This window comes from Pseudomonas sp. NPDC089422 (assembly GCF_044749405.1).
Taxonomy (GTDB): Bacteria; Pseudomonadota; Gammaproteobacteria; order Pseudomonadales; family Pseudomonadaceae; genus Aquipseudomonas.
This window is the reverse complement of record NZ_JBIVHW010000004.1, coordinates 338,523-364,730: the sequence shown is the minus strand read 5'-3', so window position 1 is coordinate 364,730 and position 26,208 is coordinate 338,523. Positions and strand designations below refer to the sequence as shown.

The window sequence follows — 26,208 nt, the reverse complement described above, 5'->3', positions numbered from 1 at the left end:
GGGCAGGGAGAACACTGATGGCGTTGAATTTGTAAGGCCCAAGGAACCGCCGCCATGAACCTCTCTTTGTACCTGCTCACCGTCCTGATCTGGGGCACCACCTGGATCGCCCTGAAACTGCAACTGGGCGTCGTCGCCATCCCAGTGTCGATCGTCTACCGCTTCGCCCTGGCCGGCCTGATCCTGTTCGCCATACTCCTGCTCACCCGCCGCCTGCAGCCGATGAACCGGCGCGGCCACCTGATCTGCCTGGCGCAGGGATTCTGCCTGTTCTGCGTCAACTTCATGTGCTTTCTCACGGCCAGCCAATGGATCGCCAGCGGCCTGATCGCCGTGGTGTTCTCCACTGCCACCTTGTGGAACGCCCTCAACGCCCGGATCTTCTTCGGCCAGAAGATCGCCAGCAATGTCCTCGGTGGCGGTGCACTGGGCTTGCTCGGCCTGGGCCTGTTGTTCTGGCCCGAGCTTTCGCACCACACGGCCAGCCGCGAAACCCTTTACGGCCTGGGCCTGGCACTGCTTGGCACGCTGTGCTTCTCGGCCGGCAACATGCTCTCCAGCATGCAGCAGAAGGCCGGACTCAGGCCCATGACCACCAATGCCTGGGGCATGGTCTATGGCGCGTCGATGCTGGCCGTGTACTGCCTGGTCAGCGGCATCCCCTTCGCCATGGAATGGAACGCCCGCTACATCGGTTCGCTGCTGTACCTGGTCATCCCAGGGTCGGTGATCGGCTTCACCGCCTACCTGACCCTGGTCGGGCGCATGGGGCCAGAGCGGGCGGCCTACTGCACCGTGCTGTTCCCGCTGGTGGCGCTGAACGTGTCGGCCTTTGCCGAAGGCTACCAGTGGACCACACCGGCGCTGCTGGGCCTGGTGGCGGTAATGGCAGGCAATGTGCTGGTGTTCCGCAAGCCCCGGCCCAAGCCAGTTGCCGCCGTGGCGTGAGCCAGCCAGGCGGGCGCTGACAAAAATGCCAGGTATGGCCGTGGCGGCTGGCTAGACTTTTCCGGGAAGTCTTTACCCGGGGAAAAAGATACCTGGCAGGGCTGTCGCCCTGGCTGACATTGGTGACCTTCTCGGCCACCAGCCTGGTTGCAGGCTACTGCTATTCGCACACCGTGGTGTTCAAGCGGAGGGGATCATGAACGTCACCCTGATCGTGCCGGTGTACAACGAGCAGGACACCCTGGAGCGTTTCTATGACGCGGTGCGCAACGAGCCGACGCTACAGGGCATGACGGTGGAGATCCTGTTCGTCAACGACGGCAGCAGCGATGCCAGCGAAGATATCTGCGCCGAGCTGGCAGCGCGGGACGAGTGGGTGACGGTGGTCAATTTTTCGCGCAATTTCGGCAAGGAGTCGGCGTTGTTCGCCGGCCTCGAATATGCCGAAGGCGATGCCGTGGTACCGATCGATGTCGACCTGCAAGACCCGGTCGACGTCATCGCGCAGATGATCGCGCTGTGGCGCGATGGCGCCGACGTGGTGCTGGCCAAACGCCGCAGCCGCGCCACCGATACGCCGCTCAAGCGCTGGAGTGCAGGCTTCTACTATCGCCTGCACAATCGGATTGCCTCGACCCATATCGAAGAGAACGTCGGCGATTTCCGCCTGCTCGACCGCAAGGTAGTGGCCGCGATCCGCCAGTTGCCCGAGCAGCAGTTGTTCATGAAGGGCGTGCTGTCGTGGGTAGGTTTTCGCACCGCGATCGTCGAGTATGACCGGCCGGAACGTGCGGCGGGCAACAGCAAGTTCAGCTTCTGGCGGTTGTGGAACCTGGCACTGGACGGCATCACCTCGTTCAGTACCGTGCCGCTGCGGTTGTGGAGCTACGTGGGCGCAGGGGTGTCGCTGTTCGCCTTTGCCTTTGCGGTGTACATGCTGATCGACAAGGTGCTGCACGGCAATGATGTGCCGGGCTACCCCTCGATGATGACGGCGATCCTGTTCCTCGGTGGCGTGCAGTTGATCGGTATCGGGATTTTGGGGGAGTACGTCGGGCGGGTTTACCAGGAGACCAAGCATCGGCCGCGGTATGTGGTGCGCAAGGTGTTGGGGCGTCGGCGTCAGCCTAGGTGAAATCCAGTGTTTGTGCTGGCCTATTCGCGGGCTTGCCCGCGAATAGGCCAGCACAGGCGCTAGAGCGCTATCAATCCTTCCACACTTGCGGATTCACCAGATCACGCGGCCGCTCACCGAGCAACGCTGCGCGCAGGTTTTCCATCGCCCGGTTGGCCATGGCTTCGCGGGTCTCGGCAGTCGCCGAACCAATGTGCGGCAAGGTCAGCGCATTCGGCAGCTGGAACAGCGGCGATTCGCTCAGCGGCTCTTTCTCGTACACATCCAGGCCGGCGCCGCGAATAGTGCCGTTCTGCAGTGCCTCGATCAGCGCCGCCTCGTCGACCACCGGGCCCCGGGCGATGTTGATCAGGAACGCGCTTGGCTTCATCAGCTTCAATTCGCGGGCGCCAATTAGCTTGCGCGTGGCGTCCGACAGCGGCACCACCAGGCAGACGAAGTCGGCCTCGGCCAGCAGCTGCTCGAGGCTGCGGTACTGGGCGCTCAGTTCCTGCTCCAGTGCAGCCTTGCGGCTGTTGCCGGCATACAGGATCGACATGTTGAAGCCGAAGCGGCCACGGCGGGCGATAGCGGCACCGATGTTGCCCAGGCCGACAATGCCCAGCGTCTTGCCATGCACATCGCTACCGAAGTGTGACGGGGCGACCGTGGCCTGCCAGTTGCCGGCCTTGGTCCATGCGTCGAGCTCGGCGGTACGGCGGGCGCAGCCCATGATCAGCGAGAAGCCCAGGTCGGCGGTGCTTTCGGTGAGCACGTCAGGGGTGTTGGTCAGGGCGATGCCGCGCTCGTTGAAATAGTCGACGTCATAGTTGTCGAAGCCTACCGAGACGCTGGACACCACTTCGAGCTTGCCCGCGCCTTCCAGTTGCGCGCGGCCGAGCTTGCGGCCCGCGCCGATCAAGCCGTGGGCCTCGGGCAGGGCTTCGTTGAACTGGGCACTGATGTCACCGAGCTTGGGGTTCGGCACGATCACGTTGAAGTCTTGCTGCAGGCGCTCGGCCATGGCCGGGGTGATGCGGCTGAAGGCCAGGACGGTCTTTTTCATCGGGCTACTTCTCAGGGCGGTGGATGGGGTTGATTGGTTAGCAACCTACCATTGTCCACCGCCGCGGTGCAGCAGCTTTTTCAGTTGGCGATCAGCAATTCATGGGTTTTCAGGTCGGCTTCATGGGCCGCCAGAATTTCCGGCAGCGAGTTGCGCAGGTACTCGACCCAGGTCTTGATCTTGGCATCCAGGTACTGGCGCGAAGGGTAGATGGCATACAGGTTCAGCTCCTGCAGCCGGTACTCCGGCATCACCCGCACCAGGCTGCCGTCACGCAAGCCATCGATGACCGAGTAGATCGGCAACACACCCATGCCCATGCCACTGCGGATTGCAGTTTTCATCGCATCCGCCGAGTTGACCTGGAACGGCGAGCTGGAGATGTTCACCAGTTCCTGGCCTTCCGGGCCGTCGAACAGCCATTTTTCCAGCGGAATCACCGGGCTGACCATGCGCAGGCAGGAATGCTGGAGCAGGTCGACCGGCTTGTGCGCAAAACCGTGCTTGGCCACGTACTCGGGCGAGGCGCAGACGATGCTGTAGGTGATGCCCAGGCGCTGCGAGACAAAACCGGAGTCCGGCAGCTCGGTGGCCAGCACGATGGACACGTCGTAACCCTCGTCGAGCAGGTCGGGTACGCGGTTGGCCATGGTCAGGTCGAAGGTCACGTCCGGGTGCGACTCGCGGTAGCGGGCGATGGCATCGACCACGAAGTGCTGGCCGACCCCGGTCATCGAATGCACCTTCAACTGGCCGGCGGGCCGGGCATGGGCATCGCTGGCTTCGGCTTCGGCTTCTTCGACATAGGTGAGGATCTGTTCACAGCGCATCAGGTAACGCTTGCCGGCCTCGGTCAGGGCGATGCGCCGGGTGGTGCGGTTGAGCAGCCGGGTTTGCAGATGGGCTTCCAGGTTGGAGACCGCCCGCGACACGTTCGCGGTGGTCGTATCCAGTTGCGCCGCGGCAGCCGTGAAACTGCCTAGCTGGGCTACGCAACTGAAAGCACGCATGTTTTGCAGGGTGTCCATGGGTCACTCTCAAGGTAGAGGACAAAATTGTGTCACGAAGTAACGCAAATGTGCGTTCGACCAAAGCCGGATTATCGCTGTTTCGGTAACAAAGATTCGCAGGAATATGCGCTTATCGCCAGTGCGGCGGCCCCCTAGAATTGCCCGGCCCCTCCACCTCTTCCTCGGGAAATCGCAGCTGTGCCGCGTCGCATCATCAGAACGCTTCAAGTGTTCAGTGCCTGTGCCCTTAGTCTCACCTTGAGCGGCTGTATCGGAACCTGGGGTATCGCCCCGCAAAGCAAGACCTTGCAAGCCAATACCTTGTCCACCGACGCGGCCATTCGCGAAGCGGCCAGCGACGCGCACTGGCCTGACCAGCGCTGGTGGCAGGCCTATGGTGACCCACAACTCGACCGCTGGGTCGACCTGGCCGTGGCCGGCAGCCCGAGCCTGGCCATGGCGGCGGCGCGCGTGCGTGAAGCCAAGGCCATGGCCGGCGTGGTCGAGTCGGCGGAAAAACTCCAGGTCAACGGTGACGCCACGCTCAAGCGGCACAACTGGCCCGAGGATCAGTTCTACGGCCCTGGTGCGCTGTCAGGCGCCAACACCTGGGACAACAACGCCGCCTTCGGCTTCAGCTACGCGCTGGACCTGTGGGGCCGCGAAAGCAACGCCAGCGAGCAGGCCGTGGACCAGGCGCACATGAGCGTGGCCGAGGCCCGCCAGGCGCAGCTGGAACTGCAGAGCAACGTGGTGCGTGCCTACATCCAGCTGAGCCTGCATTTCGCCCAGCGCGACATCGTCAAGGCCGAGCTCGAGCAGCAGGAACAGATCCTGGCCCTGGCCAAGCGCCGCCTGGACGGCGGCATCGGCACCCATTTCGAGGTCAGCCAGGCCGAGGCACCGCTGCCTGAGACCCATCGCCAGCTCGACAGCCTCGACGAAGAAATCGCCCTGACCCGCAACCAGTTGGCGGCGCTGGCCGGCAAAGGCCCAGGGGAGGGTGCGCAGTTGCAGCGGCCGACCCTGGCCCTCGCGGCCCCTCTGAAACTGCCTTCGAACCTGCCTGCCGAACTGGTCGGCCAGCGCCCGGACGTGGTCGCCAGCCGCTGGCAGGTCGCCGCCCAGGCCCGCGGCATCGATGTCGCCCATGCCGGTTTCTTCCCCAACGTCGACCTGGTCGGCAGCCTCGGCTTCATGGCCACCGGTGGCGGCCCGCTGGAGTTCCTGACCGGGCGCAAGTTCAACTACAACGTCGGCCCGGCGATCAGCCTGCCGATCTTCGACGGCGGCCGCCTGCGCTCGCAGCTGGGCGTAGCTTCGGCGGGATATGACGTGGCCGTGGCGCGCTACAACCAGACCGTGGTCGGTGCGCTGAAGAACATTTCCGACCAGCTGATCCGCCGTGAATCGATGAAGGAGCAGTCGCACTTCGCCGCCGAGTCGGTGGCCGCTGCGCAGAAAACCTACGACATCGCCACGGTGGCCTTCCAGCGCGGCCTGACCGACTACCTCAACGTGCTCAATGCGCAGACCTTGCTGTTCCGCCAACAGCAGGTGCAGCAGCAGGTGCAGGCTGCACGCCTGATCGCCCATGCCGAACTGGTCACCGCCCTTGGGGGCGGCCTGCAGGCTGGCCAGGACGTGCCGAAGGAAGAACGCCAGGCCGCGCCGAAAACCCCGGCCACCCTGGCCATTTTCGACAAGAAGCCGGATAACGCCGAATGAGCACTTCCAGTTTGCCCGTGCGCTGGCTGCAGAGCCTCGAATGGCGCCGGGGTTTCTTCGCCTGGGCGCGCACCGACGGGGTGACCTGGGTCTACATCTTCAAGGTGCTGGCGGCAGCGTTCATCACCCTGTGGCTGGCCATGCGCCTGGAGCTGCCGCAACCGCGCACGGCGATGATCACCGTGTTCATCGTCATGCAGCCGCAGAGCGGCCATGTGTTCGCCAAGAGCTTCTACCGGGTGCTCGGCACCCTGGCCGGCTCGGCGATGATGGTCGCGCTGATTGCCATCTTCCCGCAGAACAGCGAACTGTTCCTGCCCAGCCTGGCGGTGTGGGTTGGCCTGTGCTCGGCCGGCGCCATGCGCTACCGCACCTTCCGCGCCTATGGCTTCGTCCTCGCCGGCTACACGGCGGCGATGATCGGCCTGCCCGTGCTGCAGCACCCGGACCAGGCATTCATGGCGGCCGTGTGGCGGGTGCTGGAGATCGCCCTGGGCATCCTGGTGTCGACCTTCGTCAGCGCTGCGATCCTGCCGCAGTCGGCCAGTGCCGCCATGCGCAACGCCCTGTACCAGCGCTTTGGCGTATTCGCCGGGGTCGTGGTGGAAGCCTTGCGCGGTGATAGCCAGCGCGACCGCTTCGAGACCAGCAACGTGCGCTTCGTCGCCGAGGCGGTAGGGCTGGAAAGCCTGCGCAACGTCACCGCCTTCGAAGACCCGCACATGCGTCGCCGTTCTGGCCGCCTGGTGCGCATGAACAGCGAGTTCATGGCCATCACCACGCGCTTCAACGCCTTGCACCGCCTGCTGGAGCGCCTGCGCGCCCGCGGCCCGCTGCAGATCGTCGGCGCCATCGAGCCGGGCCTGAACACCTTGGTGGAGTTGCTGCAGCCCTATGTCGGCCGGGCGCTGACCGACGCCGATGCGCTGCGCCTGACCCTGGAGCTGGCGGCCTACAAGGAAGGCCTGCAGGCGCAGGTCCGTGGCCTGCGCGCCGACTATGTGGCAACCCAGCCCAGCGAATCCGACCTGCTCGATTTCCACACCGCGTTCGAGCTGCTGTACCGCTTCGTCGACGAGATGTACAGCTACGCCGAAACCCACGCCTCGCTGGCCGCGCACAAGCACGAGCGTGAGCAGTGGGACGAGCCCTATGTGGCGCAGACCAGCTGGCTGGTGTCGCTGGCCGCCGGTGTGCGCGCTTCGGCGGTGCTGTTGTTGCTGGGCAGCTACTGGCTGATGAGCGACTGGCCCAGCGGTGCCATGATGACCCTGATCGCCACCGTCACCGTGGGCCTCTCGGCCGCTTCGCCGAACCCCAAGCGCATGTCGTTCCAGATGGCCTGCGGCACGGCGATCGGGGCGTTCATCGGCTTCTTCGAAACCTTCTTCGTGTTCCCCTGGATCGATGGCTTCCCGCTGCTGTGCATGGTGCTGGCGCCGGTGTTCGTGCTCGGTGCGTTCCTCTCGTCGCGGCCGGCGTATGCCGGATACGGCATCGGCCTGCTGGTGTTCTTCGCCATCGGCTCGGTGCCGAACAACCTGACCCTCTACGACCCGTACAGCTTCATCAACGACTACATCGGCATGGTCATCGGCATGTTCGTCTGCGCAGCGGCCGGTGCAATCATCCTGCCGCCAAACAGCCGCTGGCTGTGGAGCCGCCTGGAGCAGGAGCTGCGCGGGCAGGTGCTGTTCGCCATCAGCGGGCGCCTGCGCGGCCTCGGCTCGGCGTTCGAAAGCCGCACCCGTGACCTGTTGCACCAGGCCTATGGCCTGGCTGCCGGCAAGCCGCAGGTACAGAGCCAGCTGATGGGCTGGATGTTCACCGTGCTGGAGATCGGCCACGCCATCATCGAACTGCGCAAGGAACAGGCCCGCGCGCCGATCCACCCGGCCTACGCCGAGTCGCAGCCGTGGCGCCAGGCCATTCGTGTCATGGGCCGCGCCCTGGCCCGCCTGTTCCTGCAGCCCAGCGCCAGCAACCACGAGCGTGCCCTGGTTGCGGTGGACCACGCCATCGCTCGCGTGCAGGCCACCGACGAACCCTTCGCCCGGCACTTCGACACCTCGGTGCTGCGCCGGGCGCAGAGCTACCTGCACTTCATCCGTTCATCCCTGCTGGACCCACAGTCGCCGCTGGCACCGGCGAAAGGATTGCACCGTGCTCCGTGAAATCATGCCCCGCGAGATCGCCTTCCATGGCGTGTACATGCCCACCATGACCTTGATGTTCCTGTTCGCCCTGGGCCTGGCCTGGGGCCTGGACCGGTTCATCGCCAGCCATGATGGCTACCGCTTCTTCTGGCACCCGGCGCTGCTGCGCCTGAGCCTGTTCGTCTGCCTGTTCGGCGCCCTGGCGCTGTCGCTCTACTGGTGAGAATCCTTCGATGAAAAAGTTCTTCAGCCTGATCGCCACCCTGCTGGTGCTGACCGCTGCCGTGGTGATCGGTCGCCAGTTGTGGTTGCACTACATGACCACGCCGTGGACCCGCGACGGCCGCGTGCGCGCCGACATCATCAACGTCGCCGCCGATGTGCCCGGCTATGTGGTGGATGTCCCGGTCAAGGACAACCAGCGGGTGAAGAAGGGCGACCTGCTGATCCAGATCGACCCCGAGCACTATCAGCTGGCGGTCGACCAGGCCAAGGCCCTGGTCGCCTCACGCAAGGCCACCTGGGAAATGCGCAAGGTCAACGCCAAGCGCCGCGCCGACATGGACAACCTGGTGATCTCCAAGGAAAACCGCGACGACGCCAGCAACATCGCCAACTCCGCCCTGGCCGACTACCAGCAGGCCCAGGCTGAACTGGCGGCGGCCGAGCTGAACCTCAAGCGCACCCATATCGTCGCCACGGTGGACGGCTACGTGACCAACCTGAACATCCACAAGGGTGACTATGCGCGTACCGGTGAAGCGGTGATGGCGGTGGTCGACGAGCACTCGTTCTGGGTGTACGGCTTCTTCGAGGAGACCAAGCTGCCGCACGTGAAGGTCGGCGACCAGGCCGAGCTGCAGATGATGAGCGGCGAGCGCATCAAGGGCCATGTGGAGAGCATCGCCCGCGGCATCTACGACCGCGACAACCCACAGAGCCGCGAGCTGATCGCCGACGTGAACCCGACCTTCAACTGGGTGCGCCTGGCGCAGCGGGTGCCGGTGCGCATTCACATCGATGAAGTGCCGGACGGGTTCCTGCTGGCGGCGGGGACGACCTGTACGGTGGTGGTTAAGCCGAGCGAGGGATAGTGCTGATCACGTGGAATGTCGTGAACTCGTTGTTCGTTACAGGGGGCAGAGAGGGTTTAGGAAAGAGCCTACTTGAATCAAGGAAAAGTCGATGGGGGCCGCTATTGGCGTTGTATTTCCAGGGGAGCAGTCTGGCACGCCATTAAAGCAGTCCGTCGCCTGTTCGAGGAAGTCTCCCCATGCCTGATAAACCTTTGGCCCTGATCGATACGCCCCAGGGTTACAATACTTGGCTAGCTGATCTGAAAGTCCGTATTCATAAAGCCCAGCAAAAGGCCAGCCTTGCCGTGAATCGGGAGCTGGTAGGGCTTTATTGGCGTCTTGGGCGAGATATTATCGAACGTCAAGCTGCTCAAGGTTGGGGAGCGAAGGTCATAGGGCGGCTGGCTCATGACTTGAAAACCGCCTTTCCCGCGATGAAGGGGTTCTCTCGGGCCAACTTGATGTACATGCGAGCGTTTGCTGAAGCTTGGCCAGATGAGGCAATTGTCCAACAGGCTGTTGGACAATTGCCTTGGGGCCATAATCTGGTGCTGCTGACGAAGCTTAAAAAACCGGACGAGAGGCTTGCGTATGCGGCGCGAGCATCGGAGTGCGGGTGGTCACGATCCACCTTGCAGATGCACATCGAGTCCAGATTGTTGGAGAGGGAGGGCAATGCCACTTCCAACTTTTCAGCGCAGTTACAGTCCCCAGGCACTGACCTGGCGGGTCAGCTGCTCAAGGACCCTTACCTGTTCGACTTTCTGGATGTAGGTCAGGAAGCCAGTGAGCGAGAGATTGAAGCCGCACTGGTAGAACACATTACTCAGTTTCTACTTGAGCTCGGAGCGGGTTTTGCCTTCGTTGGGCGCCAGGTGCATGTGGAAGTTGGAGGCGATGATTTTTACATCGACCTCCTGTTTTATCACCTGAAGCTGCGCTGCTATGTGGTCATAGAGTTGAAAGCCGAAAAGTTCAAGCCTGAACATCTGGGGCAACTGAGCTTCTACCTCACGGCAGTTGACTTACAAATGAAGCTGGAGCAAGACAACCCCACGATTGGGTTGCTGCTATGTAAAGGCAAGAACAAGGTGGTCGCCGAGTATGCCTTGCGTGGCAAGGCCCAGCCGATTGGTGTCGCTGAATTTCAGTTGATCGATGCCTTGCCGGAAGAGCTACAGGCAAGCTTGCCCAGTATCGAGCAGATCGAGCGGGAGTTGGCTAGTCGTCAGGAGTGATCTTCCGCCGACAGAGGTTGATCCAGGTCGACCTCTGCATCACCCACGAGCTTGTCGAGGCGAGCGATGAGCTCAGCATCGACAAGCTGCAGCCGTTGGGGATTGGTTGCGATGTCGTGAGCCATAAACTTCAGGAACTGGCCTAGCACGTGAGCGTCCTCCGTTGCCTCTGTGCGGGTTAGCCCACCAAGGTAATGCGATTGCATTGTCTGATCAATTCAATCGCATTACCTGACTGAGCAGCGGTTCAAGCGGCCCCCACCAATACCGGCACCTCAACCCGGTCAATCACCTTCGCGCTGATGGATGGGTCCAGCAATCGCCCCAACCGCGACAGGTGGCGGTGGCCCATGATGATCAGCTCGCAATTCAGTTCTTGTGCCTTGGTGGCAATCGCCTCGACCGGCTGACCGGCGACCATGCAGCCTTGGCTGTTGAAGCCGGCCTGTTGCAGCTGCTCCACCGCTTCGGCCACGGCGCGATCACCCAGGCGTTGCTCCTCGCAGGCGGCGGGGTATTCCTCCAGTTCCTCGGCGGTGTAAGGCGCGGGCTTGTCGTGCACGGCGAAGGTCGAGTCGATGGCCAGCAGCACGTGCAGTTCGTGCTCACCGGGGCGGCAATAGCGGCGGGCGAGGGTGAGCAGGGCAGTGGCGGCGGGGGAGGCGTCGATGGCGATCAGGACGGGGCTGGGCATGCGGAATCCTAGGTTGAGTCTGAGTGATGTGCCAATGCTTCATTTATGGCCGAACACGGCCAGCGAATAAATGCCCCACCACGCACGAGCGCATTGCGTCTGGTGCAATCCACCAACCTGCTACCATCGCCTTTCCTCACAGCTGTAACGGAAAACGGCCATGCAACTCCCGGACATGAACCTGCTCGTCGCCCTCGATGCCCTGCTCGACGAAGGCAGCGTGGTCGGCGCCGCGCAGCGCATGAACCTGAGCCCTGCGGCGATGAGCCGTACGCTGGGGCGTATCCGCGAGGCCCTCGGCGACCCGATCCTGGTGCGTGCCGGCCGTGGCCTGGTGCCGACCCCGCGGGCACTGGCCCTGCGCGAGCAGGTGGCGGCGCTGGTGGAGCAGGCCGGCGAGGTGTTCCGCAGCGCCGATGAAGTCGACCTGCCCCGGCTCGATCGCGCCTTCAACATTCGCACCAATGACCTGTTCATCGCGTTGTATGGCGCCCAGCTGCTGCGGCGCATGCATGAGCAGGCACCACGCACGGTGCTGCGCTTCGTGCCGGAAAGCCCCGGTGGCGATGACGACAGCGTGCTGCGCGATGGGCGCACCGACCTGATCATCAGCTCGACCGTCGACCTGGGCCCGGAGATCAAGGTGCAGAGCCTGTTCCAGACTTACTATGTAGGCCTGGCCCGACGCGACCATCCGATCTTCGACCAACCGATCACGCCGACCAGCTTCGCCAGTTATCCACAGATCAGCGTGTCGCGCCGTGGCCGGGCCAACGGGCCGATCGATGTCGAACTGGCCAACTTCAAGGTGCAGCGGCGGGTGGCGCTGATTACCCCGAGTTTTCATTCGGCATTGTTTTCGCTACCGGATTCGGACCTGATCCTGCCCATGCCGGCCAACATCCTCAACAGCGTGCACAAGCTCGGGCTGCCGTTGCGTTCGTTCGAGATCCCGGTGCCGCTGGAGCGGGTGACGGTACTGCAGGCATGGCACCCGCGCTTTCACAATGACCCGGCGCATCGCTGGCTGCGCCAGACCTTGAAGGCTTGCTGCAGCGTCGACCCTTGAGCCGGATTGCGCCTGGCGCAACTTAAACCTGCCGAGAAGTCAGTTTTCGTCAGCATTCGACCTTCTTAGACTGCTCCAGTCGCAAATTTGTTGCTGGAGATGTCTGCCCATGAGTTCCCTGTCCGCCCCTTCTGCCGCGATTGCCGCCGCCCCCGCGCCGGCCGCGCCTGTGCAGACGGCGTTCGGCCTGCGGGTGGTGGTCGGGCTGTTCGGTGTATTGCTGGCCGTGCTGTGTGCCGGTCTCAACGAGTCGGTCACCAAGATTTCCCTCGCCGACATCCGCGGTGCCATGGGCATCGGTGCCGACGAAGGGGCCTGGCTGCTGGCGGTGTACAGCGCCGCTTCGGTCTCGGCCATGGCCTTCGCGCCGTGGCTGGCCACGACCTTTTCCCTGCGTCGCTTCACCATGAGCGCAGTCGGCCTGTTCGCCGTGCTCGGGCTGCTGCAACCCTTTGCTCCCAACCTGCACAGCCTGATGCTGCTGCGCGTGCTCCAGGGCTTCGCCTCGGGCGCCTTGCCGCCGATGCTGATGAGCGTGGCGCTGCGTTTCCTGCCCCCTGGCATCAAGGTCTACGGCCTGGCCTGCTACGCCCTGACCGCCACCTTCGGGCCCAACCTCGGCACGCCGCTGGCTGGCCTGTGGACGGAGTACGTCGGCTGGCAGTGGGCGTTCTGGCAAATCATCCTGCCCTCGGCACTGGCCATGTTCTGCGTCGGCTGGGGCCTGCCGCAGGACCCGCTGCGCCTGGAGCGCTTCAAGCAGTTCGACTGGCGCGGTGTGTTGCTTGGCCTGCCGGCCATCAGCGGCATCGTCCTCGGCCTGTCCCTGGGTGACCGCTGGGGCTGGTTCGATTCGCCGCTGATCTGCTGGTTGCTGGGCGGTGGCGTGCTGCTGCTGGTGCTGTTCATGTTCAACGAATGGTCCGAGCCGCTGCCGTTCTTCCAGCTGCGCATGCTGCAGCGGCGCAACCTCAGCTTCGCCCTGCTGACCCTGGCCGGCGTGCTGATCGTGTTGTCCGGCGTGGGCAGTATTCCATCGGCGTACCTGGCGCAGATCCAGGGCTACCGCCCGGCGCAGACCAGCCCGCTGATGCTGCTGGTGGCCATGCCGCAGTTGATTGCCCTGCCGCTGACTGCAGCACTGTGCAACATCCGTGCGGTGGACTGCCGCTGGGTGCTGGCCATCGGCCTGGCCATGCTGGCGGTGTCGTGCGTGGGGAGCAGCTTGCTGACCAGCGAGTGGATCCGTGGCGACTTCTACCCGTTCTACCTGTTGCAGGTATTTGGCCAGCCAATGGCCGTGCTACCGCTGCTGATGCTTTCCACCAACGGCATGAGCCCGCAGGAAGGCCCGTTCGCCTCCAGCTGGTTCAACACCGTCAAAGGCCTGGCCGCTGTGATTGCCGGTGGCCTGCTGGATGCCTTGGGCACCCTGCGCCGGCACTTTCATTCCAACCACCTGGTGGACAACCTGGGCAATGCCCCGCTGATCGACGACAACGCCGCCGGCCTTGCCAAGCGTATCCATGACCAGGCGCTGGTGCTGACTTCAGCCGACCTTTACCTGGTCATGGCCTGCATCGCCATGGCGTTGATCTGCCTGATTCCTTTCGTGCCTACCCGGGTCTATCCGCCGCGCGCGGTGGCCTGAACCCTGGATGAATTCGAGACACTGAACATGACCAACCACCGCAAGACCCTTCTCATCGGCTCGGTGCTCGCCGTGGCCGTGCTGGCCGGTATCGTCGGCCCCTGGCTGTTCGGCAGCGACCACCGGCAGCGTACCAACGATGCCTACGTGATCGCCGATTACACCGTGGTCGCACCCAAGGTCGCCGGCTTCATCAAGGAAGTGCTGGTCGAAGACAACCAGCAGGTGCAGGCCGGGCAGTTGCTGGCGACCATCGATTCCCGCGATTACCAGGCTGCGCTGGATGCTGCCCAGGCCCAACTGCTGGTGGCCAAGGCGCAGAGCGCCGATGCCCGCGCCACCCTGGAGCGCCAGGCCGCACTGATTGCCCAGGCTCAGGCGGCGGTGACGGCGGCCCAGGCTGAAGCAGCGTTCGCCGACCATGAGGTCAACCGCTACAGCCGCCTGGCCGAGCAGGGCGCAGGCACCGTGCAGAACGCCCAGCAGGCGCGCAGCCGGGTCGACCAGGCCCGCGCACGGTTGGCCAACGCCCAGGCGGCGCTGGTGGCGACACGCAAGCAGGTGGACATCCTCACGGCCCAGGTAGCCAGTGCCGATGGCCAGTTGAAGCGTGCCGAGGCCGGCCTGGAGAAGGCCCAGCTGGACCTGTCCTACACGCGCATCACCGCGCCGGTCGATGGCATGGTCGGTGAGCGGGCGCTGCGCGTCGGCGCCTTCGTCAACCCGGGCGCACGCCTGCTCTCGGTGGTGCCGCTGCAGCATGCCTATGTGGTCGGCAACTTCCAGGAAACCCAGCTGACCCATGTGCAACCCGGCCAACCGGTCAGCATCAGCGTCGACACCTTCTCAGGTGAAACCCTCAAAGGCCATGTCGAAAGCATCGCCCCGGCCACTGGCGTGACCTTCGCTGCGGTGAAGCCGGACAACGCCACCGGCAACTTCACCAAGGTGGTGCAACGCATTCCGGTGAAGATCGTCTTCGATGACGGTCAGCCGCTGCTCGAACGCCTGCGCGTGGGCATGTCGGTAGAAGCGACCATCGACACCCACGGCGACAAGCTGGCCGGCAAAGAGGTGAGCGCCCGATGAAACCTGCCGTACGCTTGAGCCCGCTGTTGCTGGCCGTGCTGATGGCCGGCTGCACGCTGGGGCCGGACTTCCAGCGCCCGGACAGCCAGGCGCCGCAACAATGGGCGGCGCTGCAAGGCGAGGCCGCTGCCAGCCAGCCACAAGCCGAACCGCTGGAACTGCGCTGGTGGGAAACCTTTCATGATGCCCGCTTGAGTGCGTTGATCCAGCGCGTGGCCGATAACAACCTCGACCTGCAGATGGCCAGTGCCCGGCTGCTGCAAAGCCGCGCCCTGCGTAGCACGGTGGCGGCCGACGAATCACCGTCGGTGGGCGTCAACGCTGGCTACAGCCGCGCTCGCAACAGTGCCGAAGGCCTGAGCGACCCGTCGGGCAAGGCGGGCAAAGAGGCCTTCAACCTTTGGCAGGGCGACCTGGTGGCGGGTTGGGAGCTGGACTTGTGGGGCCGCGTGCGGCGCCAGGTGGAAGCGGCCGATGCCACCGTGGAAGTGGCCGAGAACGACCGCCGCGGCGTGCTGCTGGCGCTGCTCGCGGAAACCGCCGGCAACTACATTCAGCTGCGCGCCGTGCAGCACACCCTGGACGTGACCCGCGACAACCTCAAGGTCGCCGAGCACAGCCTGAAGCTTTCCCAGGACCGTCAGGCCGAAGGTGTCGCCACCCGTCTCGACGTGGCCCAGGCCAGCGCCCAGGTGGCGTCCATCGAGGCGCGCCTGCCAAGCCTTGAAGCCCGGCGCGACGACCTGATCAACGCCCTCAGCCTGCTTGCCGCCGAACCGCCGCGCAGCCTGCAGGACGAGTTGCTGCAGGGGGGGGAGCTGCCGGCACCGCAGCAGACGTTCGCCATCGGCTTGCCGTCCGAGCTGGCCGAGCGCCGCCCGGACATCCGCCAGGCCGAAGCGCGCCTGCATGCCGCCACTGCGAGCATCGGTGTTGCCCAGGCCGACTTCTATCCCAGTATCCGCCTGTCCGGCAACGTCGGCTTCCAGGCCCTGCAACTGGCCGATTTCGGCGGCTGGGATTCGCGTCGCTTTGCCTTCGGCCCGCAGCTGTCACTGCCGATCTTCGAGGGTGGGCGGCTCAAGGGCACCCTGGAACTGCGCGAGGCGCAGCAGCAGGAGGCAGCGCTGAACTACCGCAAGGTGGTGCTCGGCGCCTGGCACGAAATCGACGATGTGCTACGCCTTTACAACGCCAGCCAGTTGCGTCGCGATCACCTGGCCGAAGCAGTCCGGCAGAACCGCATCGCCCTGGAGACCGCCCAGCGCCAGTATGTGGAAGGGGCAGTGGACTTTCTCAACGTGCTGACCGTACAGGGTGCGTTGCTGGCCAGCGAAGAGCAGTGGATCGACAGTTCTGCCGCGGTGTCGCAGGCGCTGGTGGGGCTGTACAAGGCCCTCGGCGGTGGCTGGCAGGCGTTCGACGAGCAACCGCCGAAAAAAGCATAGAGGCCGGGGGCCGCTTTGCGGCCCATCGCAGGCAAGCCAGCTCCCACAGGTACAGCGTGGGTCTCAGGTACTGCGCATTACCTGTGGGAGCTGGCTTGCCTGCGATGGGCTGCAAAGCAGCCCCGGCGATTTCCCAGACAGATGAGGGAGCACAGATGCACATTTCCTTGAACGGCAAGCGCGCCATCGTCAGCGGCTCTACCGCCGGCATTGGCCTGGCCATCGCTATCGGCCTGGCCGAGGCGGGCGCCGAAGTGGTACTCAACGGCCGCACCCAGGCCCGCGTCGACGAAGCGCTCAAGGCCGTGCGCGAGCGTCTGCCGCAAGCGCGTATCATCGGCATCGCCGCCGACCTGAGCACGAAAGAGGGTGCACAGCAGCTGTTCGACCAGGTGCCGCACACCGACATCCTGGTCAATAACCTCGGCATCTTCGAGCCCAAGCCGTTCTTCGAGATCGACGATGCCGACTGGCAGCGTTTCTTCGATGTCAACGTGCTCAGTGCCGTGCGCCTGTCGCGCCACTACGCCCAAGGCATGGCCGAGCGCAACTGGGGGCGGGTGATCTTCCTGTCCAGCGAGTCGGCGTTGCAGATCCCGACCGAGATGATTCATTACGGGATGACCAAGACGGCGCTGTTGGCGGTTTCCCGTGGTTTGGCTGAAACCTTGGCCGGTACCGGGGTGACCGTGAACTCGGTGCTGCCGGGGCCGACCCGCTCGGAAGGCGTGGGCGACTTCTTTGCCAAGCTGGCGCAGGAGCAGGGTGTTTCCAGCGATGAGCTGGAGGCCAATTTCCTCGCCGAACATCGGCCGACTTCGCTGATCAAGCGGCTGGCGACGGTGGAGGAGGTGGCCAACATGGTGGTTTATCTGGCGTCGATGCAGGCCAGTGCGACTACCGGGGCTGCCTTGCGGGTGGATGGCGGGGTGCTGCGCTCCATCGCCTGATCCCCTGCTGCCTGTACCGGCCCTTCGCGGCTAAAGCCGCTCCTACAGGGATAGCACCGAGCCCGAGGGCGGCGCCGTCCCTGTAGGAGCGGCTTTAGCCGCGAAGGGCCGGTACAGGCAATCAATGACTCAAAGCGGGCGCAGGAGCCCGAAGCGCTTGCGCAGCGCCCAGTCCAGCAACCGTGTAGGTAGCAAGCGGGCCATCAATGGCAATGCCGTGCTGCCATTGCCCAACCGCACCACCGCCGGCACCGGCGACTTGCCCACCGCCGCCAACACACCCTGGGCAAACTCAGCCGCCGACGTCGGCTTGTCCTGCGAGGCCCGCGCCCGCGCCCGCACATGCTCGCGCAGCGGCCACCACGCCGAGTCCGCTGCCAGTACCTGATCCGCCTGGCGCTGGGCATTGCTGGCGAACTGCGAGGCAATCGCTCCCGGCTGCACTTCCATCACCTGGATACCGAACGGCGCCAGCTCCAGGCGCAGGGCATCGCTCAAGGCATGCACGGCCGCCTTGGACGCGCAGTAGGCCCCGGCGAACGGCGTGACCAGCACGCCCGATACACTGCCGATATTCACCACCAACCCGCGCCCACGGCGCAGCAGCGGGAACAGTGCGCGGGTGACCCCGACCACCGCGAACACGTTGGTCTCGAACTGCTGGCGCAGCGCCTCGACGCCGCCATCGAGCAGCGGGCCCATGGCGCCGTAGCCGGCGTTGTTGATCAGGATGTCGAGGCGCCCGTTTTGTGCTTCCAGCTCATCGGCCAGGCACCTGAGTGCATCGCTGTCGTTGACGTCCAGTTGCCGTGCGGTGAAACCGGCGGCGGACAGTTGCTCGACATCTTCGAGCTTGCGGGCCGTGGCCCAGACTTCATGGCCGGCATCGCGGAAGGCGTCGGCCAGGGCGCGGCCGATGCCGCTGGAGCAACCGGTGATCAGGACGGTGGTCATCAAGTAAGCCTTCGATTAATTGGCGAATGAGCCTTGCAGATGTTCAGCGCGAAACTCCAGAGTCTGCGGCCGGTAACCGGAGCGCAGCGGCGGCAGTGGCAGGCAGTCTTTCCACTCGGCGCCCGGCTGCAGTTCACCCGGGCCACGGTACCGCGGTGCATTGTAGGTATTTTCCGCCAGGTTCACGGTATCACCCGGCGCATACGCCGCCACCCGCCAGCGAAGCTCCGTCAGCGGCGCCTTGTTGCCGTTCTTCATGTGCACTTGCAGGGCGCGGTCGGCGGGGCAGTGTTCGGGTGCATAGGTCAGGCGCAGATCCAGGCGCGCCAGCTGGGAGGCTTCGCGGCTGTCCTGCCAGAACACCATCAGGGCTACCAGGCCCAGGCCGCAGAAGGCAGCCAGCGAAATCGGCAAGGCCTTGGCCGGGTAGCGCAACAGCAGCACCAGCCAGGTGAGGATGAGAAAGGCACCGATGATCATGGGGCAGGCAGACCTTGGTTGCGCAGGTCTGACCATCGTAGCGCCAAATCGGGCTGGCCTCAAAAGGAAGGGGCCGCATTGGCGGCCCCTTGGGTATTGCTTACTGCGCGATGGTCTTCACCGAAACGCCACGCTCGATCGGCGTCGAGGTACGCCCATACACATCTTCGAAGCGCTCGATGTCATCCTCGCCCAGGTAGCTGCCGGACTGCACCTCGATGATCTCCAGCGGGATCTTGCCCGGGTTACGCAAGCGGTGGATCGAGGCGATCGGAATGTAGGTCGACTGGTTCTCGGTGAGCAGGAACACGTTCTCGTCACAGGTCACCTCGGCGGTGCCGGATACCACGATCCAGTGCTCGGCACGGTGGTGGTGCATCTGCAACGACAGGCTGGCGCCCGGCTTCACTGTGATGTGCTTGACCTGGAAGCGGCCGCCCATGTCCACCGAGTCGTACGAGCCCCACGGGCGATACACTTCCAGGTGGTTCTGGGTTTCGCTGCGGCCTTGCTCGTCAAGGGTCTTGACCATCTGCTTGACGCCCTGGACCTTGTCCTTGTGGGCGATCATCATCGCGTCCTTGGTCTCGACCACGACGATGTTTTCCAGGCCGATCACCGACACCAGCTTGCCGTTGCCGTGGATCATGCAGTTGCGGCTGTCCTGCACCACCACGTCGCCCTTGGTGACGTTGCCGTCGGCGTCCTTGTCGTGCACTTCCCACAGCGACGACCAGCAGCCCACATCGCTCCAGCCGGCCGACATCGGCACCACGCAGGCACGCTGGGTCTTTTCCATCACCGCGTAGTCGATGGAGTTGTCCGGGCAGCATTCGAAGGTGGCTTCGTCGATGCTCAGCACATCGCCGTCTTCATCGCTGCGCTCCAGGGCCAGCACGCAGGTGTCGTAGATGTCCGCATCGTGCTTCTTCAGTTCTTCGAGGAAGCGGCTGGCGCGGAACAGGAACATGCCGCTGTTCCAGAAGTAGCCACCGGCGGCGACGAACTCGGCGGCGCGCTTCTCGTCGGGCTTCTCGACGAACTGGGCGACCCGGGCCACGCCTTCGGGCAGCAGGGCGTCCTGGCTGGAACGGATGTAGCCGTAGCCGGTTTCCGGCTTGGTTGCCGGCACACCGAACAGCACCATCTCGCCGCGCTCGGCGGCCACGGTGGCCAAGGCCAGGGCACGTTGCAGGGCCTTCTGGTCATCGATCACATGGTCGGCAGGCAGCACCAGCATCAGCTCGTCGCGCCCTTCGTTGACCAGCTTCATGGCCGCCATGGCCACCGCCGGCGCGGTATTGCGGCCGAACGGCTCCATCAGGATGCCCTGGGTTTCCAGTTTCAGGGCCGCGAGCTGCTCCTGAACGATGAACTTGTGGTCCTTGTTGCAGACCACGATCGGGGTGTCCATGCCTTCGAAGCGCAGGCGCTCGATGGTCTGCTGGAACAGCGTGTGTTCACCGGTCAGCGCCAGGAACTGCTTGGGGAACTGCTTGCGCGACAGAGGCCACAGACGGGAACCGCTACCACCAGAAAGAATTACCGGGATCATCATGTTTCTCCAATAGTCGTTATGAGGCAGGGGGATCAGTTGCTAGCCACGGGGCGAGTTACCCACACCGGCGACAAGTTGCTGCCGGAACCCGTTACGTACAGCACGGCCGCTTCGCCACGCTCCAGGGCGACCGGTTTCAGGTCGCTGACTTTCTTGTTGCCTTCGAACAAGGCCAGGTTGACCTTGACCGGATTGATTTCACGCTCGCCACGGCCCTTGGTGGCCACCGACGGCACCACTTCGGTCTTGCCGTCGGCGGTCTTCAGGGTCACTGCCTGGTCGCTGAGGTTCTGCACGCGCACCAGGGCTTTCTGCTTGTTCTTGAACGGTGGTTCTTCGATCAACTGCGGGGTGCCGCTGGTGCTGTTGACCAGGGTGTAGTACTTGTCCGCGGCCAGCTTCACCGGCACGCTCTTGCCGCCGACCTGGGCGGTGTAGTCGCCGCCCGGCAGGAAGCTGAAGTCGCTGCTGGCCTGGGCGCCAACCTGCTTGATCTGGGTGTTGCCGACGCTGGCTGCAGCTGGTGCGCTGGCGGCGTTGAACAGGCGCACGAAGCTCGAACCTTTCGGTGCGCTCGGGCCGTACAGTGCGGCATCGGCACCGGCGAAGGCCTGCAGGGAAGCAAGGGAAAGGCCGGCCGCGAGGGTGAGGGCTTTGGCAATGGAAGTCTTGGTAGTCATGTGCATTTCCTCTCTATCGATCAGTGATTCGTCCGGGTGGACGACAAGGCCAGGTTTTCTTCGGATTTACGGGCGTTCTTCAGCTGCGCGATCCACTGCGGGTCGAAGCTGCTGAGGTCGTTGGTCATTGGCAGATAACGTTCGGGGAATTCCCACACCACCACTTGTGGTGCGGCGTTCTTGAAGGCATCGCTCTGCAGGTACTTGAGCATCGGCAGCAGCGGGCCGTGGCCGTCTTCGGCGTAGTTGGCGACGTCGCTGTGCAGTGCCTGCTGCAGCGCACCGAGGAAGTTCCAGTGCGGGTTGGCGCTATAGCTGGTGCCCACCAGGGCGACCGGGATCTGGCTGTCGGCGAACAGGGCGTCGTCGCCGTCGCCTTCGGCTTCCGCCGGCCGGGTCGTGCGTTGCTGCAGGTTGTCCGGGGTCGGCAGCAGGTTGCTGAACAGCGGGTCCAGAGGCAGGAAGTTGGTCAGGTCGCCCTTGTACGGGGTAGTGCTGCCAGCTTCGGTGATGAAGGTCTGCGGCTCGCCATTGAGCAGGCTCTGGCGGCTGACCGCTTCGGCCAGCGCCTGAGCCGCCACTTCGGCGCCCATCGGCGTCCAGTGGGTATCGGTGCGCAGGAACACCTGGCCGCGGGCCTTGGCCTGTTCCAGTGCGGCCATCAGGTCGGGGGCGAACACGTTGGCCTGGCGCGCCTGGGCGTGGAACCGGTTGTACAGGTCATCGTGCAGGCTGGCCGGTTGCTCCTTGCCGATGTATTCGGAATACACCCGCGCCTTGGCCGGGATGATCGCCAGCACCAGCTGGCTGCCGTGCTGCTGCAGGGTGTCGCGCACGCCGCGGATCAGCGCCAGGTTGTCCTGCATCAACTGCTCGGCGCCGGCGGTGGGCTTGAATTCTTCGTCGCTGAACAGCCATTGGTCGCGGCCCAGCACCACGCCCGGGCGGCCCTCGTTGAACAGCTTGAAGTCCAGCGCGGCCCAGAGGTTGGTACCCAGGCGCTTGATCGGGAACTGGTCGTCGTAGTGGGTCTCGGCGGCCTTGGCCAGCTTGCCGTTGAGCAGGGTCATCTGCTCGGTACGGTGGAAGCTCTCGAAGCCACCGGTGGACCAGGCGCCCATGCCTACCAGCAGGCCGAGGAACGACAGGGAATAGGTGACGCGTAATGTCCGGGTCATGTCATCCACCTCAGAACTGGAAGTACAGGAACGGCGAGTAGCTCTGCGCCGAAAGCTTGAGGATCGAGGCCACGAACAGCAGCAGGATCAGGGCGCGGGTCATCACCCGGGTCCAGTCCAGGCCGATCGAACCATCGGCGTTGACCTGCACCGGCGAGGCCTTGGGCGTGGGCTTGGCATTGCGGTAGAAGTCGCGCAGGCCGAAGAACGCCAGGGTGAGGTAGGCGATCACCAGGGTTGCCACCTGCAGGCCGGTGAGCTGGGCGCGGTTGAGTTCCGACAGCTGCCACTCGCCGAAGCTGAACATGGCGCCGTACATGCGGGCGGCGACGTGCAGGTTCTCGGCGCGGAAGATCACCCAGCCGACCACCACCAGCAGGAAGGTGAAGGCCCACTTGACCGGGTTGAAGCGCTGCGGGTTGGTGTCGATGCCCAGCGCCCGCTCGATCGCCAGCCACATGCCGTGCCAGGCGCCCCAGATGATGTAGGTGAAGTTGGCACCGTGCCACAGGCCGCCCAGCAGCATGGTCAGGAACAGGTTGCGGTAGGTGTTGAAGGTGCCTTTGCGGTTGCCGCCCAGGGTGATGTACAGGTAGTCGCGCAGCCAGGTCGACAGGCTGATGTGCCAACGCCGCCAGAACTCGGTGATCGACTGGCTGATGTACGGCTGCTTGAAGTTCTCCATGAAGCGGAAGCCCATCATCAGGCCCAGGCCGATGGCCATGTCGCTGTAGCCGCTGAAGTCGAAGTACAGCTGCGCGGTATAAGCCAGGGCGCCGAGCCAGGCGTCGCCGGTGGTCGGGTTCTGCAGCGCGAAGCAATGGTCGGCGACCACCGCCAGGGTGTCGGCGATGAACACTTTCTTGATGAAGCCCTGCATGAAGCGGGTGCAGCCTTCGGAGAACTTGTCCAGGGTGTGGGTGCGGTTGTTGAACTGGTCGACCAGGTCCTTGAAGCGCAGCACCGGGCCGGCGATCAGGTGCGGGAAGATCGCCACGAACGCCGCGAAGTCGATCAGGTTGCGGGTGGCCGGGGTGTCGCCGCGGTACACGTCGATGATGTAGCTGATCGACTCGAAGATGTAGAACGAGATACCGATTGGCAGCAGCACGTGGGTAAGGATGAACGGCTCGAGGCCGAACGAGGTGATGATCGCGTTGAGGCTGTCGACGCCGAAGTTGGCGTACTTGAAGTAGCCGAGGATCGCCAGGTCCACGCCGACGCCGAGCAGCAGCCAGCGCTGGGCCGGCTTGGTGCGCACGCCGGCGGCGCCGACTTTCAGGCCGATCCAGTAGTTCCACAGGGTCACGCCAGCGAACAGGGCGAGGAAGTCGACCCGCCACCAGGCGTAGAAGATGTAGCTGGCGACCAGCAGCAGCAGGTTGCGATAGCGTTGCCCGCTCAAGTAGTACAGGCCGAGGAAGACCGGCAAGAACAGGAACAGGAACACGTTGGACGAGAAGACCATCCCGGTTCTCCTTTTTGTTCACAGCATCCGGGGCACAGCGCCCCCCAAACCCCCCACGCAAAAGGTGGGGGGACCTAGCCCCCGCGGGGGCGCGTTATTTCTTCGATTCCGCGCTCGGGTCGTAGACCCGGGTCATGTCGCCGCCGAGCCTGAAGCTGTTGAACGGCTGCATGTGCTGCTTGCGCTGCAGGGTGTCGCCAACGCAGTGATAGAGCGCGCACCAGGGTTCGAGCCAGGAGTACTTGCTGTCGACCTTGAGGTCGGTGAGGTCCTGCTTCTCGCCGGCGCGCGCCTTGAAGTGGCTTGGGTCGCGGGCACCGGCCAGCACGCCTTCGCCCAAGCGTTGCAGGGCGAAGTTGTTTTCGGCGCGCAGGTCCACGCCGTTGGCCTGGGCGAAGCTGGCGATCATCGCCAGCGGCGGCAAGGCGTAATTGTGATAGGCCAGGGCGCGCTGCTTGCGTTTGACCTCGTTGGGCAGGAAGCCCTGGTCGTCGACCTGGTTGGCGCCGATCTTGTATTCCTTCACCGCCCAGTCGAACAGGTCGCGGCGGTCGGTGGCCACGGCGGTGGCCATCACCGACCAGGCTGCCCAGTAGCTGTGGTTGTTGATCTTCTCCAGCGGCAGGTCGCTCCAGTCGCGCACGGTCTGTTCGGCGAGGCGGGCGAACCACTTCTCGATCAGCTCGGCTTCGGCCTGGTGCGCGGCCAGCGGCTGCGAGTTGGAGAACTTCAGGCGCAGCCACGAGCCGCTCATGCTGCCCAGCGCCCATTTGCGCATGGACTTGCCGGTGTGGTTGTAGTCGGTGGACAGCAGTGCATCGGCGCGTGCCCAGGTCCCGAGCCAGGCCAGGGTGCAATCGAGCTGCGCCGGGCGACCGTCACGCATGTACTGGCCGACCATCTTGCTCACGCCCTTCTCGAGCGTGGTGATGTCTTCGGTGGACTTGCGGAAGGCTTTTTCCGAGGCGACGTTGAGCGTTGCCCGGGCCTTGTCCGAGCCTTCGTACTTGCTGCGGAACTGCAGCGCGCCGGTGTATGGCTTGGGTGCCGGTGCGCAGCGGAAGTTGCCGTCACCGGTCTTCAGCTTCTCGATGCCCTCGTAGTAACCCTGCGGGGGCACCAGCGCGGCATGCGCGGCACCGCCGAACATCGCGAGGGTGAGCAGGGCGGGGCTGAAGATTCGCTTGAGTAGGGTCATGATCGCCTCACTGGCCGGCCTGCGCGGTCTGCGCGGGCACGGCGAAGTTGTTGCGTTTGCAGAGCTTGGCCTCGACTTTCTGGGTGCCTTGTTCCGGGCCCTGGATCTCAAAGGCCAGCAGGCTCTGGCTGGCCCAGTCCTCGTCTTCACGCATCTGGAAGACGAAGCGGCCGTCGGTGTCGGAGGTCTCCGGTTTTTCCAGCTTGATGTCTTCGTGGCGGCCATTGAGGTACCACAGGGTTGCCTGCAGTACCTTGACTGACGGGTCCTCGAACTTGACGTCCATCTGCAGGTTGCGGTTGATCAGGTCTTTGATCACACCGCCCTTGCCGTTGACCATCAGCTCGTTCTTGCCAGGTTTGAGGGTGGTGCTGGCGCTCATCAGCGCCGGGCGATCGTCGCAGCCGTCGTCGAGCAGGCCGAGGATCTGCCGCCAGATGGTTTCCTGGTCCAGGCGGTACAGCGGCGAGAATTCCCAGATGAGGATCTTCGGTGGGTTTTTCTGGAACTCCTCGCTGCCCAGGTACTGGATCATCGAGCCTTCCAGGCCGCCACCGGGGAAGGCGACGTTGAGTACGTCGGCGCCGATGTACTGCTCGAGGAAGCCGGAGAAGTTGTAGTTCTTGCCGCTGTGGCTGGTGCCGACCAGGGTGATCTGGGCATTGCCGCTGTCGCCGAACAGGTCGTCGCCGCCGCCGGTCGAGCCTTTCGGCTCGGTGGCGAACTGGTCCATGTACTGCACCGCGTAGCTGGTGCCGCAGAGCTGGCCGGCCACGTTGTGCAGGGTGCCGGTCTTGCCCATGCGCCCGGACTTGTGGGTTTCGAATTCCTTGCGCGGGATGCCTTCGAAGGCCGGCATCTTGTGCACGGTGTCGGCCACGATCTTCGCCGCGCGCTCGGCGCCGTAGGGCGTCCAGTGCTGGTCACCGCGGAAGTAGAAATCCTTGCCCTGGTCGGCGGCGGCCAGCTGCTCGTTGGTCAGCGGCGACAGGTCGGGCACGTTGTAGCCCATGCTGGCGAAGCGCTTGAGCATGGCCTGGTAGTTGCCCAGTGCCTTCTGGTAGTCGAAGGCGGCTTTCTCTTCGGGCTTGAGCATGTTGCGGTTCACCAGGCCGCGGGTTGGCTGGTAGACCACGACCAGTTCCACACCGCGCTTCTTGAACGCGTCGTGCACCTGCTGCAGGCGCTTGTAGCCGGCCGGCGTGGTGTTGAACTCGGTGCGCAGGTCTTCGCGGGTCCGGAACAGCCAGTCGCCCTGGGCCTGCACCAGCGTGGTGAAGTTCTGCTGGTAGCGGGTGGTGTAGCGGCTGGCGTCATGCGCTTCGGGGCACAGCTGGCAGCAAGGCTCGGCGCTGAAGGTCGGGGCCTTCACTTGGTCGGCGCGCACGCCCTGGCTGATGGCCAGGAGGGCGGCAGACAGGCCCAGCAGTTTCATCAGGTGTGGAGTCATGGTCT

The 26,208-nt window shown here is 64.4% G+C and carries 24 protein-coding genes; 12 read left to right on the top strand and 12 right to left on the bottom strand.

All coding sequences use genetic code 11. The features are described 5' to 3' along the window. Positions 1–54 precede the first annotated feature (54 nt). On the top strand, positions 55–948 hold the full coding sequence (locus tag ACIPZ8_RS10330; RefSeq protein WP_400722266.1) for a DMT family transporter: 894 nt from the start codon (positions 55–57) through the stop codon (positions 946–948). A gap of 196 nt (positions 949–1,144) precedes the next feature. Further along, positions 1,145–2,083 carry a glycosyltransferase family 2 protein gene (locus ACIPZ8_RS10325; RefSeq protein WP_400722264.1) on the top strand — a complete coding sequence of 313 codons (939 nt, stop codon included), beginning with the start codon at positions 1,145–1,147 and terminating at the stop codon, positions 2,081–2,083. A gap of 70 nt (positions 2,084–2,153) precedes the next feature. Here ACIPZ8_RS10325 and ACIPZ8_RS10320 read toward each other — a convergent pair whose 3' ends face one another. Together ACIPZ8_RS10320 and ACIPZ8_RS10315 are read right to left on the bottom strand one after the other, a co-directional pair. Then, positions 2,154–3,128: a 2-hydroxyacid dehydrogenase gene (locus ACIPZ8_RS10320; RefSeq protein WP_400722261.1), complete on the bottom strand. Its 975-nt coding sequence runs from the start codon at positions 3,126–3,128 to the stop codon at positions 2,154–2,156. Between the two features lie 80 nt (positions 3,129–3,208). After that, the gene (locus ACIPZ8_RS10315; protein ID WP_400722258.1) at positions 3,209–4,156 is read right to left on the bottom strand and encodes a LysR family transcriptional regulator; all 948 of its coding nucleotides are present in this window, start codon (positions 4,154–4,156) and stop codon (positions 3,209–3,211) included. Between the two features lie 180 nt (positions 4,157–4,336). Between ACIPZ8_RS10315 and ACIPZ8_RS10310 the strand changes: the two genes are divergently transcribed. The 5 genes from ACIPZ8_RS10310 to ACIPZ8_RS10290 all read left to right on the top strand — a co-directional run bounded on the left by ACIPZ8_RS10310 (position 4,337) and on the right by ACIPZ8_RS10290 (position 10,336). Then, the gene (locus tag ACIPZ8_RS10310) at positions 4,337–5,866 is read left to right on the top strand and encodes an efflux transporter outer membrane subunit (protein ID WP_400722255.1); all 1,530 of its coding nucleotides are present in this window, start codon (positions 4,337–4,339) and stop codon (positions 5,864–5,866) included. Beyond that, positions 5,863–8,040 (top strand): FUSC family protein, encoded by a 2,178-nt coding sequence (locus ACIPZ8_RS10305; RefSeq protein WP_400722253.1) that lies wholly within the window; start codon positions 5,863–5,865, stop codon positions 8,038–8,040. The genes ACIPZ8_RS10310 and ACIPZ8_RS10305 overlap by 4 nt, the downstream gene beginning before the upstream one ends. Before the next feature lie 4 nt (positions 8,041–8,044). Further along, positions 8,045–8,245 (top strand): DUF1656 domain-containing protein, encoded by a 201-nt coding sequence (locus ACIPZ8_RS10300; RefSeq protein WP_008097766.1) that lies wholly within the window; start codon positions 8,045–8,047, stop codon positions 8,243–8,245. A gap of 10 nt (positions 8,246–8,255) precedes the next feature. Continuing rightward, the gene (locus ACIPZ8_RS10295; RefSeq protein ID WP_400722250.1) at positions 8,256–9,116 is read left to right on the top strand and encodes an efflux RND transporter periplasmic adaptor subunit; all 861 of its coding nucleotides are present in this window, start codon (positions 8,256–8,258) and stop codon (positions 9,114–9,116) included. Positions 9,117–9,295: 179 nt separating this feature from the next. Then, positions 9,296–10,336: a YhcG family protein gene (locus ACIPZ8_RS10290; RefSeq protein ID WP_400722247.1), complete on the top strand. Its 1,041-nt coding sequence runs from the start codon at positions 9,296–9,298 to the stop codon at positions 10,334–10,336. Here the strand turns inward: ACIPZ8_RS10290 and ACIPZ8_RS10285 are convergent. Next, positions 10,327–10,542: a type II toxin-antitoxin system PrlF family antitoxin gene (locus ACIPZ8_RS10285; RefSeq protein WP_400722245.1), complete on the bottom strand. Its 216-nt coding sequence runs from the start codon at positions 10,540–10,542 to the stop codon at positions 10,327–10,329. The two genes, ACIPZ8_RS10290 and ACIPZ8_RS10285, sit on opposite strands and share 10 nt — an antisense overlap. A 41-nt stretch (positions 10,543–10,583) precedes the next feature. Then, positions 10,584–11,030: a universal stress protein gene (locus ACIPZ8_RS10280; RefSeq protein ID WP_400722242.1), complete on the bottom strand. Its 447-nt coding sequence runs from the start codon at positions 11,028–11,030 to the stop codon at positions 10,584–10,586. 160 nt (positions 11,031–11,190) lie between these two features. Between ACIPZ8_RS10280 and ACIPZ8_RS10275 the strand changes: the two genes are divergently transcribed. The 5 genes from ACIPZ8_RS10275 to ACIPZ8_RS10255 all read left to right on the top strand — a co-directional run bounded on the left by ACIPZ8_RS10275 (position 11,191) and on the right by ACIPZ8_RS10255 (position 17,237). Beyond that, positions 11,191–12,099, top strand: a complete 909-nt coding sequence (locus ACIPZ8_RS10275; RefSeq protein ID WP_400722239.1) for a LysR family transcriptional regulator — start codon at positions 11,191–11,193, stop codon at positions 12,097–12,099. 109 nt (positions 12,100–12,208) lie between these two features. Next, the gene (locus ACIPZ8_RS10270; RefSeq protein ID WP_400722236.1) at positions 12,209–13,750 is read left to right on the top strand and encodes an MFS transporter; all 1,542 of its coding nucleotides are present in this window, start codon (positions 12,209–12,211) and stop codon (positions 13,748–13,750) included. 27 nt (positions 13,751–13,777) lie between these two features. Beyond that, on the top strand, positions 13,778–14,839 hold the full coding sequence (locus tag ACIPZ8_RS10265) for an HlyD family secretion protein (protein ID WP_400722233.1): 1,062 nt from the start codon (positions 13,778–13,780) through the stop codon (positions 14,837–14,839). Continuing rightward, positions 14,836–16,287 carry an efflux transporter outer membrane subunit gene (locus ACIPZ8_RS10260; RefSeq protein ID WP_400722230.1) on the top strand — a complete coding sequence of 484 codons (1,452 nt, stop codon included), beginning with the start codon at positions 14,836–14,838 and terminating at the stop codon, positions 16,285–16,287. Before ACIPZ8_RS10265 ends, ACIPZ8_RS10260 begins: the two co-directional genes overlap by 4 nt. A gap of 155 nt (positions 16,288–16,442) precedes the next feature. Then, complete coding sequence (locus tag ACIPZ8_RS10255; RefSeq protein ID WP_400722227.1) at positions 16,443–17,237, top strand: SDR family NAD(P)-dependent oxidoreductase; 795 nt, start codon at positions 16,443–16,445, stop codon at positions 17,235–17,237. A 129-nt stretch (positions 17,238–17,366) separates the two neighbouring features. On the opposite strand, the gene ACIPZ8_RS10250 is transcribed toward ACIPZ8_RS10255, so the two are convergent. From ACIPZ8_RS10250 to ACIPZ8_RS10215, 8 genes are all read right to left on the bottom strand, one after another. After that, entirely contained in the window at positions 17,367–18,191 is an 825-nt protein-coding gene (locus ACIPZ8_RS10250) for an SDR family oxidoreductase (RefSeq protein WP_400722224.1), read from the bottom strand. 15 nt (positions 18,192–18,206) lie between these two features. After that, positions 18,207–18,671, bottom strand: coding sequence for a multidrug transporter (locus ACIPZ8_RS10245; RefSeq protein ID WP_400722221.1), 465 nt, complete (start codon positions 18,669–18,671; stop codon positions 18,207–18,209). Between the two features lie 100 nt (positions 18,672–18,771). Continuing rightward, on the bottom strand, positions 18,772–20,226 hold the full coding sequence (locus ACIPZ8_RS10240; RefSeq protein WP_400722474.1) for a mannose-1-phosphate guanylyltransferase/mannose-6-phosphate isomerase: 1,455 nt from the start codon (positions 20,224–20,226) through the stop codon (positions 18,772–18,774). 35 nt (positions 20,227–20,261) lie between these two features. Then, a complete protein-coding gene (locus ACIPZ8_RS10235; protein WP_400722218.1) occupies positions 20,262–20,909 on the bottom strand; it encodes an alginate O-acetyltransferase AlgF in 648 nt (215 codons plus the stop codon). A gap of 20 nt (positions 20,910–20,929) precedes the next feature. Beyond that, positions 20,930–22,087 (bottom strand): alginate O-acetyltransferase, encoded by a 1,158-nt coding sequence (locus ACIPZ8_RS10230; protein ID WP_400722215.1) that lies wholly within the window; start codon positions 22,085–22,087, stop codon positions 20,930–20,932. Between the two features lie 10 nt (positions 22,088–22,097). Further along, on the bottom strand, positions 22,098–23,555 hold the full coding sequence (locus ACIPZ8_RS10225) for an MBOAT family O-acyltransferase (RefSeq protein WP_400722212.1): 1,458 nt from the start codon (positions 23,553–23,555) through the stop codon (positions 22,098–22,100). Positions 23,556–23,649: 94 nt separating this feature from the next. After that, positions 23,650–24,753, bottom strand: coding sequence for a mannuronate-specific alginate lyase (locus ACIPZ8_RS10220; protein WP_400722209.1), 1,104 nt, complete (start codon positions 24,751–24,753; stop codon positions 23,650–23,652). A gap of 7 nt (positions 24,754–24,760) precedes the next feature. Next, a complete protein-coding gene (locus ACIPZ8_RS10215) occupies positions 24,761–26,203 on the bottom strand; it encodes an alginate biosynthesis protein AlgX (RefSeq protein WP_400722206.1) in 1,443 nt (480 codons plus the stop codon). Between the last annotated feature and the right edge of the window lie 5 nt (positions 26,204–26,208).